Genomic DNA, 21750 nt, shown 5'->3' on the forward strand with positions numbered 1-21750 from the left:
ATGTCCGTTCCTCGCTCATAGCGGTGACCTGCTCCCCGTTGATTCATACAGAATACTGTTGGCCATATCCGCTGCGTGCCAGAAACGGATGTTTGCAACATCTACAAAGTCAGGGGCTAATCAGACCAAGGAGGAAGCCTCATAGGATTTCGATCTCGCTATCTTGGAGCCAGCCAGCAGCAACCACGTTTCGCTTGACCAGTGCCGGCTGAGGTGTGTATACGACAATCGCTAAGCTATTTTCAGCACGACTACACGTTACGTAGAGAAGCCTGCGAGTACGAGCCAGTGCGTGATCCTTGCCATCACGCTCATTGTCTCGATCAGTTTTTGTTGGTTCTTTCACACCCAGCAATTTGTCGTAGCTGAACAAAAAACCGTCTGCCTCATCATCGTTGATGACAACCATAACTCGCGGGTACTCGAGTCCCTTTACACCTTGGTGCGTACCATAGGGTGAAAGGCCATCTGTATAAGTCGCAAAAGCTGCCAGCTCCGAAAATGGGCGCTCAAGAAATAGCTGATAGGCGTAATTGGTTATCGCGTTCGTATCTTCAAGATCGGGCGCCTCACCAGGAGATCCCAACACCATTGCCTCAACCAGATTTTCTGGGACATCAAGCAGTTGAGTTTGCAACAGAAGCGTTGCGACTTCGCTCAGTGTTGGATCGTTTCTTTCGAAAAGAGAGAACAGGGCGTGCGTCGCGTCTTCTACACGCTGCATGTGGGCCGATTGATCCACTGTTGATTGCATAGAATCCTTGCTGAGCAAGGAGGAGCGAGAGCGTACTGCTTCAAGCAGAAGGAAATGATCGTCCTTTGCGGTAAGGATGGGAAGAACGCCTTCGCTGAAAACGCGAAGTGCGGGCAGGGTTCCATCCAACAAGCCTGTTTGAAGGTGCTCAACCGCGTAGAGGGGCGTGAAAAGCTTCTCGAACCCCATCCGCCGTCCAGCCATCTTGTGTTCGAGAATCAAGGTCTTTCGGCCTTCAGGGCCGGTAGCCCATTCTCCGTCGTCGGTGATTGCAGCCATCGAATGAGCGATGCCTTCCTCAAGATTTGGTGCCTGATCTTGGTTTTGACTAATGCAGTACATGCGCACTACACCTTGAATGGCATCAGGCTTTGGGGTCTGCTGATGATTGTCTACGGTGCTTCGAATCACGTTGATAAGGTCTACCACTCTACGAGGACAGCGGCAATTAACGACCTTTTCAGGTTTCCGCCAGTCACCTGGTATTGCTTTATCAAGGTGCGTTACCCCATGGCCGTAAATTTGTTGCATGGTGTCGCCGAGTAGCCCCAGGCAGAAGCGTGTCTGCGCCAATTGCTGGACTTTCAGAAAAGCCTCCATTACTGGCGCGTGGGTGTCTTGGCTTTCGTCGATCAATACAACTGGGTAGCGGTCTACTAGAACATCTAACAAAGGGCGCTTGGGAGCGAATGCTGCGGTCAACTTGATGACCTCATCGTGATTGAGTGCTTGTCGTTCTCTGTTGTTACTTGTAGGGCTATAGATGAACTTGGTAATCTCGTCGAGAGTCTCAAGTCTGCGTATTTTGCTTTGTAGCTTCCGTCGGTTTGCTCGAGATGTTTTATTGTCGCCTCTCGAGCGTGCTAGCTCGCCCTCTATCTTCTCAATGTCCAGGGCAAGTTTGATCCTTAGCCACTCTCTGATCTCGTTGTCGAATCCTTGGATTAGGCGCCAGGCGAACGCGTGAATGGTTGAGACTTCCACGAGTGGATCAAACTCTAGCCTTCGAAGAATCTCCTCGCAGGCTGCGTTTGTATAGGTAATCACCGCAATGCGCCGCCCTTCGAACGTCAGGCGTTCTCGCTCGCGACTTTTGAGTTCGCGGATAGCCTCGACGAGTGAGTGGGTTTTTCCTGATCCCGCACCTGCGTAAAGAAAAAAACTTTTTGGATCTGCCAGATTCAGGCAAGCCTGCATAATGGTGTCGGCATCGGCGACAACTGCTTCGTTCATGACGTCACCTCTGCGCCCTCGGGCGGAATTACCAGAAGCTCTTTTTGCTTGCTTCGCAATTTGGACTCAAGCCAGTTGAGGCCTTCAAGGATGTACTCAGGAATTTCGAGGCTGGGAAAGTTTTTGTCGCCCAAAACGAGCAACACAAACTCTGCTTTCTTTCCTTCGCGTAATTCGTTGAAAAACCCTTCCCCTATGGCTTCTGATGTTTGCGCCTCATTCAAAACTTTTATGAAAGCCTTCATCAGACCAGTACCGTTTGTCTTTTCCGCAAAGTAACCAGCGTTGCTAAGCACAAAGCTGTCTTCAAAGGTATTTGGAAGAGCTTGTATTGCTTCACCAGTAGCGGGCAGGTGGGTGGAAATAGGAGTTTGATAGGCGATGCGTACCGAGTACAGGTCGTCGATTTTGTGCTCTTTTTGGTTCGCTGGTAACGCAAGCAGTTCATCCACTGTGCTGCCCAGATGCATCAGTTTCATCCAGCTCCGCAATGTCGGATTGTTCGTAATCTGATCTGAATTTCTTTGCACCGGTTTTGCAGCTTTATTAAGCCCTGCATCGAGGTCTGTAATAACTAGGGTGAGGATGCCAAGGGCGTCAATTAAAGGCCTTAATCGGTGTGCGTGACTGCCACCGATATCGAGGGTTGTGATGTAGCAGCGGTCAAGGAATGGAAACTTATTTCGCAAAAAATGCGGCAGCATCATTCGCTCTGCTGAACCCTCTACCAAGATGACGGCATCGGCGAAGAATATGTCTGCATGCTGTGCCCGCAGATACCTAGTTACGAATTCCTTCGTCTTTGTTCCCTCGCCGAACACGTTAGAGAGATTAGAGACCGTCGACACCGGTACACCGATACCATACATTCCGGCTGGAAGTCGCCTGAAATACCTAAGGTTCTGGTACTCCACTTCATGTGTTACATGGCTGGAGTGAGTGCTTACCAAAAGCTGAGTCTTCAGATTTGGGTAGCGTTCAAGCAAAGCGTCTCGGCATAGAACTTGATAGGCGTGCCGCACGAACACTTGCTGCACTTGAACATGAAGGTGGGCTTCAGGTTCTTCAATGAGCACGAGGTGGATGGGCTCGACACGGTCTATTACTTCCGTGCTGGCGGCTCTGGTTTTTCTCAGCCACTCGTCCCTGAAGCCCATCAGCCGGAAAATCATAGATATCAGGTTTTGATATCCCAACCCATTAGCGGTCTCTGGTAAATGAAGAGGAGGGGCTCCTGGAGTACCCTGGATTGAATCCAACTCAAAAAGGACGGCCGCTTCATGGTTCATGCCGTCAGTTGTTGCTAGGCGACTTGCGACTTTGATGCGTGGATCATTACGGCCGGGGTAGCCCAATCCCTCGACCTCTCTAATAGCAGGTTCGAAGCTGCTACCTAGCTTCGTATCGAATGCCGACTGGGCTGCTTCTATCGCCCGCAACGCTTCGAGGTCTGAAACATCTGGGCTGTCACCTGGGTCAAGGTGTCGGGAGTAATAAGATCTGAGTTGTTCCGAGAGTTTTTGAGCGCCGCTGGGTCTAGTGTGATCTCCTTGTTTGTCGTCCGAATGGTCGCCGAATCCCCGCTGTGCATTGATTTCATGTACTCGAATTAATCCACTGAGAGGATTGCTTTCCAAGGGCTGGGCAGTAGGGCTCAATTGCTGCATTTGCGCCATTCTAGTCGACTTGTCAGGCTTTTTAAGTTGTTGCGGATCTAGGCGGTACCAACGTATTTTGAATTTATCTCCCAGCCGACGGCTCAGGTAATCATGTAGGCTCTGCGGCCATAGCTTCAGCGGCCTACCGGGTGGATCTTCCTTCTCTAGAGCACCCTCAAGCTCTACAACCCTCATGCGCTCCTTACGATAGTCCGTGTACAGCGTATTCATATCATCAGGTTCAAGCAGAAAACGCATTCCCACTAGCCCCCCGCGCCACGCAAAGTTGGGTATGAGATCCCGGATGTAGTGGAACTCCCCTTGATCTGCCGACACCCAGATATCCAGACCAGGGAGCCAGTCAGCCCAGTCCTTGGCTGTAGGTATTTCAAAGTTTTCCGGCGCGTTCTCCCACACTTTACCAATCTCATCCAGCTTGGCGAGATGGCAAAGAGTCAGATCCTGGAGCCGAAAAGCTGAAGCCTTAGAAACCAAAAATCTCCGAAGTGCCAGCATGGCAGAGGATTTGCCGCTGTTGTTTGCACCTACAAGCAGCGTGGTCTCATTAGCGAAGTCAATTCGCACAGAAAGTAGTTTTCGGAAATTAGATATCTCTATGTGCTGGATGTACATGGGCCGTCCTTGAAAGCCTGAGTAATATCAATTTGCCATCAATAATATATGTTGTCGTCTATAGCAATCAAAAGAGATTAAAATGGAGACACTGCTCTAAACGTCAGCACCTCGCTCGCAGCGGCGCTTTAGTGCTATGCCCCGTCCAGGATATGCCAAATTGGACGTATAACGGTTCAAGAAAGGTGCCCATGTCTTTGTTGGTTGGGAGCCAATAGAAAATAACCCTGCAACTACGCCTTCCATCTCTGCATGTGATCCTGGACATAATATTGGGGGGCGGTGATGCGGAATCTCACTCTCTGAATGTTAACGTAGATGACATCATTCGATTTAAATCAGAGCATTAATGATGATGGTATACTCAGGACCTGAAGGAGTTCTTTAGATTTTTTTAGTAAACATGACACTCATTACTTCTGGTGAAAATCGGAATCCGATTGCGTGGGGTAATTACATCCTGGGATTGGGCTAGCACTACAGCCCCCTAACCGGGTTGTTTGCAACGGCTCATGTTTGTCAGAGTAACTATATTCCTGAACGTCTTGCTCCGAATTTATGGATTGCCTTGTAGAAAAGGACTGTTCTGGCGGAGTGCTTTGGAAGGCGTACACCTTAGTAGCACTGAGCCACAGTAAGGGCAGTAGGGTGCAGCGGGTGAGTATATTCATATATTCTCCAGACAAAAGTTACGTTCATTCTATGATATGCCTGATTGACTCAATAAAGCTTTAACGAAGAACGGTATATATAAGGCTAGGTATAGATCTCAACATACCGATAATCACCGGGAAATATTGTGCTCAGATTTTTCGTTAATGCTCATGGTCAGGTAACAAGGGGCGCTGCAGTAATGGCTTATGAACCTAATGAAAAATTTCGGCACGACACTTTTATCTTTTTTTTCATAATAAAACTTCCTTTTTTTGTTTTAATTGTCCTCCGGATGTTTCGAACATTGGATGCCCGTAACATCCGGAGGCTGCGGGTGCGGGCGGCAAAGAGCCCGTTAAGATGCACTGAATGAATGGCAAATCCCTTCAGGAATGAAGAAAATACGCAATCAATGCTGGGTATGCTTTGTGGACCACTTTACTGAAGTACTTTTCTATCTCAGAAGTAGGTTGTCCAGAAAGAGGAAACTGGCATCGCCAGTACCAATGCAGGAAGCATACTGGCTACCAAGAGAGTGTGCGGCGTAGCGTGACAGAGCGGTATCGAGGGTACCTTTAATTTCCAGCATTTCCTGCAACGCACCGTCAAGCTCTTTCAGTTTCTGGCCGTCTTTCATACGCCGGTGTCCGGCTTTTTCCAGACTGGCAAAAGGGCGGTAGCAGGCAGTCAGGAACAAGCGGTTACGGCGAAATGGGTTAGCCTCCAGCGAGGCATAATACAGACGGCTGACTTCATCAGCGTAAGGGTTGCCGGATAGGGCAAGGAAAGCGACGGAGGTCCAGACAGCAATGATGATGGTGATACCCGTGACAGCCAGTAGAGGCACCATCGGCACCCCCCATAGTGCCGCCGGACGTTTCATTGCCTTAAGCAGCTTTGCCATAGATAACCTCTCAGCTCATCAGCAGTGCGCCGATTTCACTGCCTCCACCAATCAGGATGCCGCCAATGATGATGTAGGCGCACTGGGACAGGCTTTCGCCTTTCCAGAGTGTCTTGTAACCTACCCAGATCACGGCCACGGTAATGGTGATGGCTGCCAGACCATTAAGGCCGGTGGCGACTTTTTCCATCACGGTATTTGCGCGTTGAAAGCCGTCGGCAAAAACCGGGGGTACAGAACAGACGATGAGTGCAAATGCGGAAACAGGACTGAAAGCGGCCTTAAGTATGCGGCAAAGTGTCATTATTCTTTCTCCTCACGGGGTGACAGGGAGAGGCTCCGGCGCAATGACGGCGTAGAGATCTTTTCGAGGGCAATTTTCTTCTGGCGGAATTTTGGGGGGATGCCACGAACCACGCCCTTCGGCCAGATCACGCAGGGACGTAACTGGTCACCTGCAGGCGTAGGCTTCAGGAACGGCGGGGATGTCAATTTATCCTCGTGGGTTCCGGGTACGGCATAGTGGGGAGCTGCAGCGTAACCAATCCGTTGCACATAGCTGGTTCCGGAAAAAACCGCTTCCGGCTGTTCTCCGGTACGGAAATTGCCGGAGTAGTAGCAGCTCAGTGCTCTTTTCAGCGAGCCGCCGCGTCGGTAACAGTCGTTGAGGATGTATTCGAAAACAGACAAATTGGTACAGGGATCAAGCAGGTCAGAGGCTGTCACACCGTAATGATGGAAATTGGTGCTGGTAATTTGCATCAGCCCCACAGAGTAACGGCGGCTCTGCGCCACAAGGCGACGTATGATTCGCTCTGCTCTTTCCCGGCTGGTGGGCTGATGAGAAATGATTTTAATGTGACCGAAGGTGCCTGAGCCCTTTGGGATAATTTCGGCGATCGCATAAGGGTTAAAATTGGACTCCACCCTTACGACGTCGAGTGCTGTGGACGGATGAATGCTGGTGGCACACTGCATGGCCACCGCCAGAAAGGCAGATGTGGAAAGCATAGTAGCCTCGGGAATGCGGGCAGCGTACATAGCTAAAGAACCATGCATGCTGAGGGAAACTTGAAGGGTTAAATGTGTGGTTTCGAGATTGTGAGCGCTTTGCGCCGGATTGCCGAAATCATAATAAAGTGTGTCATGAGATATTATCTACAGGGCTTTTGATTCGGATAAATGCTGCACTATTGTTTTGCGGTAGATGTTTGATTTCAGCGTATCTGTTGAAAATTCCAGATCGACAAAAATATGTCACTTGGTTTTATTTGGATAGTTCTCTAATCAAAATAATAATAAACGGGTCACGTCCCAATTCTGCATTCCGATTTCAACGGGTCAGCGAGAACATTCAGCGGCACACTGAATTAAGGTTGTGTGATAGCCTGATGTAAATTATTAAAGAACGGTGCTCGACCAGGCTGAATAAATGCCTAACTGTCAGGTCGATGAGCAGAAACACTATCAGGATGGATTTAATTAATATAAATTGGAATGATAAAGTGAAAATGAAATGCTAAGAGTTTTTCGGGGATGAATTTTAGTAGTGTAAGGGGGAGGGGGATATAATCGGTGATTGTGTTTTTACTAATAGTGAAATATAAAGACGTGCGGGGTTTTAATTCCCTGCACGCCTTACTGTTAACATTAGCGTTTACGTCGTTCAAGCATTTCCTGGCATTCTCTACACGTTGTTACTCCTGGCAGAGTGTGCCTCCGCTTTTCAGGAATTGGTCTACCGCAGAACTGACAGTGATACAGGGAAGGTGTTGCTGCTGGTTTGAAACGGCTTTGTTCAATCATTTCCTCCAGACGTTGCTCATTGAATTCCTGGTCGCGATCAACTTCGTCAGGCATATCATGTCCTCCTGTCTGTCCTTCCCTGCTCACAAAATGTGATTCGGTTACACACAACAGTGAGTGAGGGGGGATTGGGCTCTGAGGCTAACTCTTCGGTGATCTGCATCATGATGTTAATTGCTTCATTAGCATCAGGACTTTTCCCCTTTAACGCCTTCCATCGGCACCATATTGTGGCATCCATGGTTTCATCAGGAAGAGGTGAGCGTCCATACGGTACAGATATGCCCTGTAATCTGCGGTTGAAACAGACATCGTTGGAAGTAAGACCAAAATAATGCTTTAGTAATGCTATAGATCCACCTAACCGGATCGCCCGATTAATTTGCTGATGATTCTGGGTTTCAGTACGTGCTCTTTCCAGCTGTTTGCGTAAAATGTCATGGTGAATTTTTACTGTAATAAATGATGCGGGAGAGTAGCAGATGGTTAATAATGAATTAAAAGGTAACTGACTTATTTCGTTAATTTCTTCAAGAGTAAATCCAAGTGTTTCACCGTAAGATAAGTCACCATCCTTCAATGCATAAATTACATCCGTGAGTACGTAATAATTCAGCGAGGGAAACATAAGTTATCTCTCTTGTCTTAGCGGTTAGCTAATTTACGATTAATCCATTCGTCAATCTCCGACTCGAGCCAGGCTACGCTGGCTGGGCCGATTTTTATTGAGAGTGGGAAACGCTTGTCTTTCATATACAGATAGATTTGTGAACGTTTAAGACCTGTTTTTTGCTCGACCTGTCTGAGGCGTAATAATTGATGAGATGGCATTTGTTCCTCCAGGGGTTTATGGCATTGCTATCATAAAGGAACACAGAATGATGTTTAGATAAAGACAGTGAACCCGTATCACGAAATTATTCATCCGTAATACGGATCTCAGAGCTATATACACGAAGGATGTACTACTTTACCGTAGTTTTAAACGATAAAGGGGAGCCACGTTCTAGCGCCGTTTTTAGCGTATCACCGCTGAGATGATCGGTGATACCATCAGAGATTGCCCATTCCTCAAATATAGACAAGAGTTTGTAGGGTTGTTTCACCAGAGGGCGTATATCATCATTATGATAACAGGCTAGCCAGAACAGCCGGGATAAGGGCGTAGATATTCTCGTCGGAGATAACTTGGGGTTTTTGTCACTGGTTAGCTTTTCTATCAATCTCTCAATTTCAACACATTTGATAACGAAACAAGCATCTTGTGGCAAGTCATGCATTGGGAAGTAGCATGGATCCGCATAGTCCCGCTCTTCATTCCGCAAGGAAGACTCTTTTATTATAGAGGTGGTTTCATTCGATAAGTATTTTATCTTGCTCTGAATTTGTTCTTTCCATGATATTTTATTGAAAAGTAAGAAAAGTTCATTTCCACTCGTAACAGTGATGCCAAAATTAATGGTGTCAGGATTATCAATAGGTAGTGGCATGCTGAGCGAGTCTGCTAGATATCTTTATATGATAATGTATTCAAATCCAAATAGGTTTGTGTCCAAAATATTCCTGCGAGATGAAAAGTAATCACCTTCAGTAGATATGATAAGGTTCCTATTATTTTTGAAACAATGCTTATCAAGAAAGCAGAGTCTCTTGAGTTCTGAATTATCCAAAATAGATATTTTTACTTTTTCTCCATTTTTAGTTATTTTTCGTAATGTTACCGGAGACTGGAAGTAAATGGATAGATTTATTTGCCCATACAGTGCACAGCGATATATTGTACTTTCTGTAATTGAAGTGTCGAATGTCTCATTAATCACTTGCACAGCTTCGTGTATTGTTAACCAGTTTTTTGCCATAAGCTTGAGATTGCTATTCCAGGACATAAGTGATTTTCCTTCATTTATTTTCTTTGGCAATTATCTGATGCCATAAGTTAATTGATTGCTATCAATGTGAGAAATACCTCAGCGTTTATAGACATGCGAGGTTCAGAAAAATAAATTATCTTATTGATATTTCTTCTTATAGCTTGTAAGTGGTAGTCGCTAATGATGCAAGGGAAAGGGTCTTTATGGGCATATATCCTATCCGTTAATTTCAACCATGCTCTGTTGTCCAGAGTCAGAATACATCTAACTCTGGATACGTTTTCACCAGTGATAACTTATCCCTGTATCAAGTTTATCTGCACAGTCAATCCCGGCAGGGCTATTTCTGACGTTATTAAATTTATAATCTAAAAATATCTGCATATTTTTGTTGAAGTAGTAGCTAAAGCCTATTTCTTCATAATCCAGCACTCGGGTTCGTTGGCCAGCGATTGTTTGCGTCAGGTGAGTGTAACCAATGTTGGGTTGAAATTTGTCGGTCAGCATATATTTAGCCAGGGCTTCATAGCTGAAGGCGTTGGTATTATTGTTGCGAGGTTGGGGGTTGATAGCGTTATTACTCTGCGTGAAAACAGTGGCCAGATAAAGTTTTTGGCTCTGGTACTTGACCCCCTCTGCGAAAGTCCGAATATTTTTTTTGTAACCGGCATTTTGTTGCTGTGAAAATGTAGTCTCGGAAGATGACGCAGCAAAAAGTGCACTGAGCTTTGGCGTAAAGAACCAGGACAGGGAAGTACCAATACCATTGCCGTTCTGTTGTCTTAAAGCTCGATTTCCGTTGTTACTTTTGAATTGGTATTGCATTGCTAATTTCACTGTCTGTTGAAAGACCGAAAGATTTTTACGCCACGTCACAAGATTAAGGGCTCGGCCACGCATGAAGTTGTCAATGTAGTTATAAGACATTTCCCTGAATAAGGGAGAGCGGTCGGTTATTGAGGTTACGTCGTACAGTACCCCCCAGTTCCGGCCGATATCCAGGCTTCCCCAGTACGGGTTGTCTACGCCCAGAAACGCTAGCCGGGTTGCATTTCTGCTGGCATCTGATGCACTAACCGTATATTCCCAGTGAGCGTAGGTTTGCCAGTTGTGGGTAAGGTCATGCTTCCCAATCAATCCAAAATAGAGATAGCTACGATCGCCATCATCTTTGATGTTATTACTGGTAAAACGTCTCGCAATGATAGTGCCATAAAAATCGAGACTTTTACCGTCCTGGTTCAGAACGTTGACCGCAAAAGAGTACGGTGAGAAGAGTAGTGTGATTGATATAAAATAATAGCGTAGGTCATGCAATGTCATGATAAACATCCCTAAAGATGGCTCAGCATCTGAATGGTGGTAGGGTGGACAATTTACCGCGACATATGCTCATTGCTTAAATCCAATAGAATGAGATTATTATCGTTATGCTGAAACGTTTTGTTTGTGGCTAAAATAACTGATAATGCCATTAGAAATGGCGGATGCAATTTTGTTGCGGAATGCCGTTGTGCCTAATAATTTCTCCTCCTGTGGGTTGGTGATAAAAGAGGTTTCAACCAGGACAGATGGAATATAGGGTGATTTAAGTACTGCAAAAGCTGCCTGTTCTGTATGGTTTGAATGCATATGGTGGACTGGAGAAATGTGGTGAACTATATGTGATCCCAGTAAAAGACTTTCCCTGATGGTTTCAGTCTGTTCAAGATCGAAGATGATTTTGTCGAGATACTTGTCCCTGTGAATGATTTGTTTTCCAGCAATATTATCAGCAGCATTCTCACTTTTGGATAGATACCTTGCCATAGCGCTGCTGGCTCCCCGTGTTGAAAGTGCAAAAACGGAAGCTCCATGGGCTGCAGGACTTGCGAAACCATCGGCGTGAATGGACATAAATAGATCGGCTTTGTGTGCGTGAGCAATCTGTACGCGATCGTATAGTGGAATAAATGTGTCATCCGATCGCGTCTGGAGTGCATTAATACCGTGGCTATTGAGAATGGCTTTTATCTTAGAGGTAATATCCAGTACTACATGTTTTTCCAGCGATCCTTCACAACCCACTGCGCCGGAATCAATACCCCCGTGTCCAGGATCTAGCATTATCGTAAATTTCGTGCGCCCATTTGTTGGGAGGGAGGAATGCTTATGACTTAGCTGAGGTCGCATATGTGCATATGTCAGCGGTATAGCCAGTGTATTGGCTGCGAGGGCCGCTAAACCAGTAAGAATAAGTTTTCGCCGGGTAATGTTGGTGTTCAATGTTGACGCCTCATGCTGATTGATTTGTTATGTTATAACGTTATGGATTATTTGAGGTCGAGGACTTGAATGTTATTTTTTGTTGCTTCGGGTTACTTCATATTAATCATTGGAAAATCACGAGGCTCCCAATGTATTGATAAATTGGATTTTTAATACCCATCACTACCTCTCATCGCTTGAATCATGATGACATCTGGCGTCCAAGTATGATCGTAATCTGCAAGAGCACTGCTGATAAGCCCTTGGCCCATTTGTTTACTTTAAATCGTGAATTATCAAACAGGACAATGGACTCCTGCTGGAAACATATTGATATAGATCCTTTCAAAAGATAATTATTCTCATTGTCATTGGTTATGTTATAACGTAACAATTGAGAGTGTGCCGAGATTTAGAATGAGTCTATCCATTATTCGATGACTTATTCTGGGGAGGAATTATGTCAACTGAACATATCAAAGAAGAAAAACTCAACATTGGTGCTGTGCTGGCTGTATCACTTAGTACAGTGATTGCGATGCTGGACAGCACTATCGCAAATGTTGCCTTACCTGTTATTGGCAAAGATTTTGCCGTCTCAGAAGCTGCATCCATCATGATAATCAATGCTTACCAGTTTGCTGTGGTCGCTTCATTGCTGGTATTCGCTGCATTGGGAGGCAAAATAGGTAACAAACGTATTTTTATTCTTGGAGTGATTTTTTTTGCGCTTTCCTCGTTAGGATGTGCACTTTCTGAAACACTGATGATGCTGACGGCTTTTCGCGTCATTCAGGGCTTTGGGGCTGCGGCCATTCTAAGTGTGAATGCGGTGTTGATTAAAGAGATCTATCCTGCCCGGTTGTTAGGTCGTGGATTGGGGATTAATGTAATGGTGGTCTCTGTTTCCGCAGCGGCGGGCCCGTCAATTGCTTCAGCTATTATGTCAGTTGCGAACTGGAACTGGTTGTTTTCTATTAATGTACCGATCGCTTGTATTTCATTGCTGCTCTGTATTGTATCGTTCAAATCGACGCAACGTACCGAAAACCGGTTTGATAAAGCGGGTGCGTTGCTGGTTTTCCTGACGTTCGCTTCGTTTTCAACGATGATGCTGGGTCTGGCGAGGAACAACGTGTTAGACGTTATCCCAAGCTCGATTATTCTTGTCGTGCTGGCAATCACTTTGTATCTGAATCAAAAAAGAAAGATTACTGATGCTTTGATCCCGGTTGCGATATTTCGCAACAGGACATTTTCTCTGTCGTTATTAATGTCTTTGTTATCATATAGTACGCAGTTACTGGCATATGTCTCCTTACCATTTTATTTTCATAATGTATTAAACCGCAATGTCGTTGAAATTGGCATGCTGTTAACGGCATGGCCGCTGGCGACAATGTTGACGTCATTGGTCGCGGGTGAACTAATCAAAAAGTTCGAGCCCAACCTGGTAGCATTTACCGGACTATTACTACTTTTGATAGGCACTCTTTTAATGACATGGCTGCCCGTACAACCCTCGAATCTGCAGATCCTCTGGCGGATCGCTATTTGTGGTTTTGGTTTTGGACTATTCCAGTCCCCTAATAATTTTCTCATTATGACTTCGGTCCCACATGAAAATAGCGGTATTGCCAGCGGATTATTAGGCAGTTCACGTCTGATTGGGCAGATTATTGGTTCTGTGCTGGTGGCGTTTTTCTTTAATAACTTTGGGCGTAATGTAACAAATATTAGTCTTTTCGCCGGAGCATTGTTCTCATTTATGTCTCTGGCGGTGAGTTATCTCCGCTATAAATCTGCTTCTCATGACGTTGGTTTTGTTAAGAAAGTAATATAAGTCTTTCAATAAAATAATCATGTGATGCTATTAAATTACAATTCATTTAACTCATTGAGGTGCTAAGTATGCTTAATGGAAAAATATTATTCTCATTATTCATATCATCGATAATATTATTATCAACGGCAAGCTATGCCAATAGTAGTGAGGTGAGTAAGACGATAAATGACCAAAACATGAAAAACACTGAAGAAATACCCATAAAATTCAACCGTATTATTATCACCGGTAATTGCCCCTTTGGTGTAATTATGGCAAATGATTTGGCATATAAACATGTTGTGGGCGTAGGACCTTGGGCTTTTCTGCATTCAAACATGAAACTTCTCAAGGATATGAAGCCAGATATCGACCGTATCACTACTGACTTTATTAATAAAGACTATGTTGTAAATATGGAATCCTTACTAAATTTACAACCAGATATTATTTACTATTATGGTAAAAGTCAGAATGATAATCTGGAGCGGGCAGGGATCCCAACTATTAATCTTGATGCTGGTGGTGACACGAAATTTGAGCCAGTAGTAACGCAAACGTATTGGGAAAACGAATTTAACCAGACGCTTGGTTTACCTCACAGTCACAAATTTTCGGATGCATGGAAGAGAAGCCTCAATGAGGCAAAACCATATGCCGAGAAGATCAAATCACAACATATTCGGGCATTATATCTTGAGCAGAGTGATGGGAAAGAGCTCAAGGTGAGTGGGCCGAAAACATATGGTGATACCTATCTTAAGATGGCGGGGATGGAAAATGTAGCAAGTGATCTGGTGGTAAAAGGGGATGCTGGCAGGTACATTAATGTTTCAATGGAGCAAATAATTCAGTGGGATCCCGATGTTGTATTTGTGGTCTTTGGTAGCGCGAAGGATATTCTTAATAATAAAAATCCCGGGCAAGACTGGCATAATATTAAAGCATTCAAAGATGGGAAAATATTTTCTACACCCGTAGGGCTACATAATTGGGGAGGATTGTCTGCTGAGACTGCGCTATTACCATTGTTTATGATTAATAAATTTAACCCTGACTATATAACAGATGCAGAATTGAAAGTTGCAACGCGGTTACACTATAAAAAAGTGTTTGATTATGAAATTCCGGACGCGCTATTAACCGATGAGTTAAGACAGCGGTAATAAAGTAATCCGGCGCATGGGTTTTTATTTTTAAAGGTTAGTTATGCAGGAAAGAAAAAAATACCGAATGCTAATGTGGATTTCAATCGTATTGTTACTGATTGTGGCTATGATTTCTTTGTTCATAGGCCGCTATACATTATCTTTCCCCGAAATAATGACGGAGGTATTACATGATAATGGTCGCCGTTGTTTGAGCGCAGGATTCTCGGTTATATGCAATCTACGGTTGCCAAGGATTATTGCCGTCATGATGGTAGGGGCAGGGCTATCAGTAGCAGGCGTGACGTATCAAGCGGTGTTGCGAAATGCACTGGCTAGCCCGGATGTGCTCGGTACATCTTCCGCCGCAGCGTTCGGCGCAGCACTTGGGATACTGCTAGGTTTTCCACTACAACTCAGCGCTTTTTCCTCTTTCTTCTTTGGCATTGTCAGCCTTTTATGCGTGATGGGACTTTGCCATTTCAAGAAAAACAATGGGGAGCTCACGACTATCCTGTCGGGCATCATAGTGGCTTCGGTGTTTATGTCTTTTGTATCAATCATTAAATATGTTGCCGATCCACAGGACGAACTCCCGGCTATCGTCTTCTGGCTTATGGGGAGTTTCGCTTCTCTGGTCAAAGAGCAGGTTTATGGACTCATCCCGCTATACATCATTTGTTATCTGGTTATCTACAAACTTCGATGGAAAATCAATGTGTTGTCTTTGGGAAATGATGAGGCCAAAATTGCTGGAATGAACCCACAATTGTTGAATACAGTTTTGCTAATCACAGCCTCAATTTTGGTGGCAGCATCAGTCACCATCGCTGGCGTGGTGGGCTGGGTTGGTCTGGTTATCCCGCATCTGGTTAGAACGCTGGTCGGGTACAACCATAGCAAGCTGATCCCGGCTTCGGCTGTATGTGGTGCGTTGTTTTTATTGGTCATCGACAACATTGCCAGGACCCTGACTTACGCAGAGATCCCCATTGGAATACTTACTGCTCTGGTTGGTGCGCCTTTATTTGCTGTACTGTTCATCATGAGTAACCGATATGATCGAAGTGAATAATCTGACGTTCGCATTCAAAAAGAGTAAAACTGCCTTTAACAATATCAGCTTCTCCATTGATGAAGGTGAGGTACTGTGCGTATTAGGACCGAATGGTGTTGGCAAAACAACATTGCTTAAAACGGTTACCGGTCTGTATCAACCGGTTAGTGGCTCATGTCATATTGGCCGAGTGGGAAACCGGAAAGCTCGTATGGCGTATGTCCCGCAGGCCAAACGTGTTCACTTTTCTTACAATGTACTCGATTTCATCTCCTTTGGGTGCCCATTACGGGGCGGAATGCTGGCATCTCCTGGGGCGAGGGATATCGAAAAAGCGGGGCAAATATTGTCGGAACTTGGTGCATCATATCTTGCAACCAAAGATGTTAACCAGATCAGTGGTGGTGAGCTACAGATGTGTTATATCGCGAAGGCGCTGGTCTCAGAGCCGGACATCCTTGTGCTTGATGAACCTGAATCAAATCTTGATTTTAATAATCAGTCTCTCATTATCAATTGGTTGTACACGTTGTCGCGGGAGAAAAATGTTACTATTATCCTGAATACGCACTTCATCAATCATGCAAATAACATTGCAGATAAATGTCTGCTAATGGGCAAAGATAGTTACTGTTTTGGGACTACACAGAGTGTCTTGCAAGAGCCTCTCCTCGCCGATTATTTCCACGTTCCCGTTAAACGCTGTCATTTTGAACACAAAGGAATACAGAAAGAATCATTTATTGTTGCATTGTGAAAGGTAGCCAATGTCTCGGTGAGAACGAGAAATGGGCGATTATGATTTAAGCCCTGTCGAACTGTACGAAGCTACTGGCATTAAAAATTATAATATGTCGTTCTGAGTGAATAACCCGTGTGCGCCAAGTGAATCTACGACACAGCGTTTTTCCTTTTTGCTGGAGAAAACAAAAAACCGCATCAGTCTGCACTGATACGGCTTTGATTTGTCAGGAGGACTAAATCACTAGCCAGTTTGAAGCGTCGTTTTTCCTCTCCCCAGTATGTAGGGCGGTACATAGGATTTGCGGCAAGTATCCAGATAATCCGACCACCACTGCATCATTGCCTTTCTTGCTTCCAGATGCTCTGCTCTGTGAATATATGCCTGGCGTACGGAGTTACGTTCCTGGTGGCTCATTTGCCGTTCAACAGCATCCTGTGACCATATACTGGATTCCATAAGGGCACTGCATGCCATTGTCCTGAAACCGTGACCACAGATTTCCATTTTCGTGTCCCAGCCCATCAGGCGTAGCGCCTTGTTCACCGTATTTTCACACATGGGTTTATACGGATTATGGTCCCCGGGGAACACGAGTGCATTATCTCCTGAGATATCCTTAATCTTTTTCAAGATCGCGATCGACTGTTGTGAGAGGGGTACGATATGAGGCCTGCGCATTTTGGCACCACGACCAGAGTAACGCACTCCTTCAATAGTTTCGCGCGTGGCGGGTATTGTCCAGACCTGGTTTCCGAAATCAATTTCATGCCAGCGGGCAAAACGCAATTCACTCGAGCGAATGAACAGATGCAGTGTTAGCAGGATGGCAAGGCGAGTGAGTTCACGGCACTGCTGAAAACTCTCAATGCTCTCAAGCAGTTCAGGAAGACGCTCCAGTGGTAGAGCGGGGTAGTGTCGTTTTACTGGTGGAGCCGTCACGCCGTCAAGGTTTGCTGCCGGATTAAAATCGATTAATCCATGATGTACGGCGTAGCGCATGATATTCCGGAGATACTGCCGTGTACGGGATGCAACCTCCAGTAGCCCCTTTTCCTCAATTCCTTTTAATAAAGTGATGAAGTGTCGGGGTTTCAGTTCTGAAACTGACATTGTGCCAATGACTGGGAAGATATGATTACTCATGCTAGCCAGCAGACGGTCGGCTGTATTTTGTGACCATTTTTTATTGCTCTTGTGCCATTCAAGTGCAACGTTTCTAAACACTTTCTTTGGCATGCGAGAACTGCGTTCGGCTGCTCGCTGCTCTGCTGGATTGATGTTCAGTACCAGCATTTTGCGAATACCTTCACGTTGACTACGGGCGTCTGAGAGGGAGATGACTGGGTAGGCACCGAGTGCAATGCGGGATTCTTTACCTTTAATACGGTACTTGAGATACCAGTGACGTGAACCGCTTGGTTTGACCAAGAGATACAGACCGTGGGAATCGGAAATTTTAAAGGGTTTATCAGATGGTTTGAGACTGCGGATTTTGGTGTCGGTAAGAGACATATGGGGTCACTCCATAATAGAACGAACCGGACCCCAGATTTGACCACCAATTTTTCCCGATGCGGAGGATAAAATCAAAATGCATCAGGAGAAGTTTTCACGCTAAGCTGTTGTATTAAAACCATACAGGCATTAATGAAGCTGCACGAAAACAAGAATTTGGCTCCTCTGACTGGACTCGAACCAGTGACATACGGATTAACAGTCCGCCGTTCTACCGACTGAACTACAGAGGAATCGTGTGAACGGGGCGAATAATAGCGGGGTATGATGAACATGTCAAAGGGGGAAACAGTAAAAGTAGATTGTTTGCTTACAGTTTGTGCAACTTGTTGAGATTTTTGGCTTTTCGTTCAACATTTATCCGCAAGAAAGGGTTTGATAGCCGGGAAAATGGCGGGCAGTTGTGTGAGAACTCTGCCCGCCAGGGCGCTTATTGTGGCGCATCCGTTAGGACAAACATGCCATACGGGTGAATTTGCAGATAATAGCTATCGCCAGGAGCGGGTTGTAATTGCGTGGCATTGACTTGTAATAGCAATGATTGGCCCTGCCAATTGACTAATACTTCATATTGCGGCCCCATATAAGCCACTTTATTGATAGTACAGCGCTGGCTTGGGTCACCTTGCTGGCTTAACGTAATGGCTTCTGGCCTGACACCGACCGTAGCTTGCTGATATCCATCAGCAAATCCTTGTGGGCGCGGAATGTGATAACCAAAAATTTCAACGCTATCACTGTTGATTCGTGCAGGGAATACGTTGGCATCACCCATAAAACTGGCCATAAAGTGAGAAGCAGGATGGCGGTATAGCTCCTGTGGCGCACCAATTTGCATGATTTTGCCTTTATTCATCACCAAAACGGTATCAGAGACGGCAAAAGCCTCGCTTTGATCGTGCGTAACATACAGCGAAGTAATATTAAACTGCTGCTGCAATTCACGAATTTTATCGCGCATACTGCGGCGCAGGTTAGCATCCAGGTTACTGAGCGGCTCATCAAACAGTAGCACTTTGGGTTTCAGGATAAGGGCCCGCGCCAGTGCCACACGTTGCTGTTGACCACCAGAAATCTGATCGACAAAACGATCAGCAAACCCGTCTAAATCCACCAGCACCAGCGCTTCTTTCACCCACTCGCGAATTTCATCTTTCGGCCGCCCTAGCATTTTCAAGCCATAACCAATGTTCTCGCCCAGTGACATATGTGGGAACAGGGCATAGGACTGAAACACCATACAGATATCCCGCTGCTGGATAGATCTGTCAGTGACATCTTCACCATCGATAAAAATTTGCCCGCCAGTGGGTTTTTCCAGCCCAGCGACCAACCGTAATACGGTGGTTTTACCACAGCCAGATGGCCCCAGCAGCGTGACCATTTCGCCTTTGGGGATAGCCAGATTTAAATCATCAATAACGGTATTGGTACCAAAACGCTTGGTGACATGTTTGAGTTCGACAAAATGCTTTTTATCAGACCCATGATTTTTATCAGATTCATAGCTTTCGTTAGTCATTATGTTAAGCCTTATCAGTGCGCCGTTATTCAGCATTACTGGCTTTCGAGCGGGCAATACGCGCTTCGCCAACCAGGTAATCAAACAGGAAGATGATGGCAAGCATCACCACAATCAGAATGGAACCATAGGCAATCGCGATGCCGTATTCGCCATCTTCTACCCGGTTAAGGATGTAAGAGGTGGCGACTCGGGTGTCGGGCGTTACCAGGAAAACAATGGCACTGACGGTGGTCATCGCCCGCACAAAGCTATAAATCAGCGCCGAGAGAATCGCCGGGCGCAGTAATGGCAGCAAAATGTAAATCACGGTACGTAGCGAACCGGCCCGCAAGCTGAGTGAAGCCTCATCCAGCGATTTATCAAGTTGGCCCAGACCGGCTATCCCGGCGCGTATCCCGACGGGCACATTGCGCATCACCATTGAGATAATGACGATAGCTGCCGTACCGGTCAGGTACACCGGCGCACTGTTAAAGGCCAGAATATAGGAGACACCCGCCACAGTTCCGGGGACGGCGAAACAGAGCATGGTGCTGAATTCGATGGTTTTTTTACCACGGAATTGCTGACGTACCACGATATAGGCAATCAGCAGACCAAAGGCGGCGGTGATAGGGGCGGCAATACCGGCGTACAACAGCGTATCGAGCAGCGAAGGCCATGCGCCATCACTGAAACCTTGCCCAAATAACTGGTTGAAGTTATTTAGCGTCAGGGTGTAATCGACTCCCCAGTTGACGGTGAAACTGCCATAGAAAATGCTGCCGTACAGCAATACGTTAAAGGCAATCCACACATACAGCATGGCTGTTGTGCCCCAGACTAATGAGACCGGCAAGGGCTGAACATCACCGCGCGAAGATTTACCGGAGATGGTGACGTAGGAGCGTTTGCCTATCCACATATACTGAATACAGAAGATAAACAGCGAGAACATCAGTAGGATGACACCCAGTGTCGACGCCGCCGGATAGTCAAGTTGTGCGCCGGTAATATAGAAGTAGATTTGCGTGGCGAGCACGTCAAAGTTCCCGCCTAACACCAGTGGGTTACTGAAATCAGCCAGTGATTGCACGATGACTATCAAGAATGAGTTCGCCAGGGCCGGTTTCAATAGCGGCAGAAATACCTGCATAAAGGTCTGCCAACGGCTGGCCCGCAAGGTATAAGAGGCTTCTTCCAGCGACGGGTGAATCGTTTTTATCGCCCCATCGAGGATCATAAATGACATCGGCGTAAAGGCCAGCACTTGCGCCAACCAGATACCGGTAAAACCATACAGCCAGTTAGTATTTGTCAGCCCAAACCAGGTGACCATTAACTCAGTGACATAGCCGGAGCGGCCCATCATCAAGGTGACACCCAATCCGACCACAAAAGGCGGGGTGACAATCGGCAAAATCGAGAAAATTCGCCCCAGCAATGCTGAGCGTTTAGCAATTCGCGTGGTGTATATGGCTAACACCATGCCAAAGAAGGTACAGCCGATACCGACCGCAACCGACAGCACAAACGAATTCCAGATAACTTGCAGAATATGCGCCTGTCCAAGGATCGCCATAAATTGCCAGGGCGCAAAAGCCCCATTTTCATCAGTAAACACCGGGATGAAAATAGCGATACTGGGAAACAGAATAAACACGGTGATCAGGGCAATAATGGTGACCAGCGAACCGAGAACAAAACGATCGCCCCCCAGCCATTCCAGGCGAGCGAGCGCCAGTGTGATGACGGCTCCCAGGGCAATAAACAAGCCAATCGTGGCAAAACCCAGCCCGCGTTGCAGCCAGGCCGAAGTGATGACCACGAATAGAGCGCAGAATAGGGCGAAACCGGCGTCAAATAGATGCCGGGTGCGGTGTTCGCGCCCTTGGGGGGAAAGCGGTCGGAAAAGCAGCACTAATGGCAAGGCAAACCATAATGTACTGATGTTCAGACTGGACCAGCCATAGGCGGCCAGTAGCTCAGAACGGCTGGCCTCAAGCAGACCATAATCCAGACTGAACGCGGGTAATAAGGCAAAAGCAGCCACGGCAAAGGCCAACCAATAGAAAATGGCATCCCGTGTCTGCGGGAGCCGCAGAGCATGTGAGTGAGTCATGGTGTTCCCCAGATCTAACCTGCGCCCTTGACGCGACAGCGCGGTGCTGCCACGCCAAGGGCTTGGTTATAGAA

The 21750-nt window shown here is 46.2% G+C and carries 17 protein-coding genes, 1 tRNA gene and 1 pseudogene; 4 read left to right on the forward strand and 15 right to left on the reverse strand.

Annotated elements, in window-relative coordinates; genetic code table 11:
* Positions 1-139 precede the first annotated feature (139 nt).
* The 11 genes and pseudogenes from HU019_RS11840 to amiA all read right to left on the reverse strand — a co-directional run bounded on the left by HU019_RS11840 (position 140) and on the right by amiA (position 11778).
* Complete coding sequence (locus tag HU019_RS11840) at positions 140-1987, reverse strand: UvrD-helicase domain-containing protein (protein ID WP_174847265.1); 1848 nt, start codon at positions 1985-1987, stop codon at positions 140-142.
* Positions 1984-4278, reverse strand: coding sequence for an AAA family ATPase (locus HU019_RS11845; protein ID WP_174847264.1), 2295 nt, complete (start codon positions 4276-4278; stop codon positions 1984-1986). Before HU019_RS11845 ends, HU019_RS11840 begins: the two co-directional genes overlap by 4 nt.
* Positions 4279-5455: 1177 nt before the next feature.
* Positions 5456-5836, reverse strand: a pseudogene (locus HU019_RS11850) (VirB3 family type IV secretion system protein); the annotation flags it as partial.
* A gap of 10 nt (positions 5837-5846) precedes the next feature.
* Positions 5847-6140, reverse strand: a complete 294-nt coding sequence (locus HU019_RS11855; protein WP_048216043.1) for a TrbC/VirB2 family protein — start codon at positions 6138-6140, stop codon at positions 5847-5849.
* The gene (locus HU019_RS11860; RefSeq protein WP_174847373.1) at positions 6140-6847 is read right to left on the reverse strand and encodes a lytic transglycosylase domain-containing protein; all 708 of its coding nucleotides are present in this window, start codon (positions 6845-6847) and stop codon (positions 6140-6142) included. Before HU019_RS11860 ends, HU019_RS11855 begins: the two co-directional genes overlap by 1 nt.
* 639 nt (positions 6848-7486) lie before the next feature.
* Complete coding sequence (locus HU019_RS11865) at positions 7487-7696, reverse strand: TraR/DksA family transcriptional regulator (protein ID WP_122079782.1); 210 nt, start codon at positions 7694-7696, stop codon at positions 7487-7489.
* Between the two features lies 1 nt (position 7697).
* Complete coding sequence (locus HU019_RS11870) at positions 7698-8270, reverse strand: DUF2857 domain-containing protein (protein WP_174847263.1); 573 nt, start codon at positions 8268-8270, stop codon at positions 7698-7700.
* A gap of 17 nt (positions 8271-8287) precedes the next feature.
* Positions 8288-8473, reverse strand: a complete 186-nt coding sequence (locus HU019_RS11875; protein WP_057067591.1) for an AlpA family transcriptional regulator — start codon at positions 8471-8473, stop codon at positions 8288-8290.
* Positions 8474-8607: 134 nt separating this feature from the next.
* Entirely contained in the window at positions 8608-9132 is a 525-nt protein-coding gene (locus HU019_RS20450) for a hypothetical protein (RefSeq protein WP_320407009.1), read from the reverse strand.
* A 663-nt stretch (positions 9133-9795) separates the two neighbouring features.
* Positions 9796-10836 carry a porin gene (locus HU019_RS11885; protein WP_174847262.1) on the reverse strand — a complete coding sequence of 347 codons (1041 nt, stop codon included), beginning with the start codon at positions 10834-10836 and terminating at the stop codon, positions 9796-9798.
* A gap of 105 nt (positions 10837-10941) precedes the next feature.
* Entirely contained in the window at positions 10942-11778 is an 837-nt protein-coding gene (gene amiA, locus HU019_RS11890; protein ID WP_174847261.1) for an N-acetylmuramoyl-L-alanine amidase AmiA, read from the reverse strand.
* Positions 11779-12220: 442 nt separating this feature from the next.
* Between amiA and HU019_RS11895 the strand changes: the two genes are divergently transcribed.
* The 4 genes from HU019_RS11895 (at position 12221) to HU019_RS11910 (ending at position 16547) form a co-directional block, all read left to right on the forward strand.
* Positions 12221-13603, forward strand: a complete 1383-nt coding sequence (locus HU019_RS11895) for an MFS transporter (protein WP_172408803.1) — start codon at positions 12221-12223, stop codon at positions 13601-13603.
* A 68-nt stretch (positions 13604-13671) separates the two neighbouring features.
* Positions 13672-14751 carry an ABC transporter substrate-binding protein gene (locus tag HU019_RS11900; RefSeq protein ID WP_227739284.1) on the forward strand — a complete coding sequence of 360 codons (1080 nt, stop codon included), beginning with the start codon at positions 13672-13674 and terminating at the stop codon, positions 14749-14751.
* A gap of 43 nt (positions 14752-14794) precedes the next feature.
* Positions 14795-15808 carry a FecCD family ABC transporter permease gene (locus HU019_RS11905; RefSeq protein WP_174847260.1) on the forward strand — a complete coding sequence of 338 codons (1014 nt, stop codon included), beginning with the start codon at positions 14795-14797 and terminating at the stop codon, positions 15806-15808.
* Positions 15792-16547, forward strand: a complete 756-nt coding sequence (locus tag HU019_RS11910) for an ABC transporter ATP-binding protein (RefSeq protein ID WP_174847259.1) — start codon at positions 15792-15794, stop codon at positions 16545-16547. The genes HU019_RS11905 and HU019_RS11910 overlap by 17 nt, the downstream gene beginning before the upstream one ends.
* A 228-nt stretch (positions 16548-16775) precedes the next feature.
* Here HU019_RS11910 and HU019_RS11915 read toward each other — a convergent pair whose 3' ends face one another.
* The 4 genes from HU019_RS11915 to HU019_RS11930 all read right to left on the reverse strand — a co-directional run bounded on the left by HU019_RS11915 (position 16776) and on the right by HU019_RS11930 (position 21676).
* Positions 16776-18047 carry a tyrosine-type recombinase/integrase gene (locus HU019_RS11915; RefSeq protein WP_174847258.1) on the reverse strand — a complete coding sequence of 424 codons (1272 nt, stop codon included), beginning with the start codon at positions 18045-18047 and terminating at the stop codon, positions 16776-16778.
* Between the two features lie 160 nt (positions 18048-18207).
* Positions 18208-18283: transfer RNA gene (locus HU019_RS11920), tRNA-Asn, on the reverse strand.
* A gap of 197 nt (positions 18284-18480) precedes the next feature.
* Entirely contained in the window at positions 18481-19572 is a 1092-nt protein-coding gene (gene fbpC, locus HU019_RS11925; protein WP_174847257.1) for a ferric ABC transporter ATP-binding protein, read from the reverse strand.
* 25 nt (positions 19573-19597) lie between these two features.
* The gene (locus tag HU019_RS11930; protein WP_174847256.1) at positions 19598-21676 is read right to left on the reverse strand and encodes an ABC transporter permease; all 2079 of its coding nucleotides are present in this window, start codon (positions 21674-21676) and stop codon (positions 19598-19600) included.
* Positions 21677-21750: the final 74 nt, after the last annotated feature.

This window comes from Yersinia artesiana, assembly GCF_902726545.1.
GTDB classification, from domain to species: Bacteria; Pseudomonadota; Gammaproteobacteria; order Enterobacterales; family Enterobacteriaceae; genus Yersinia; species Yersinia artesiana.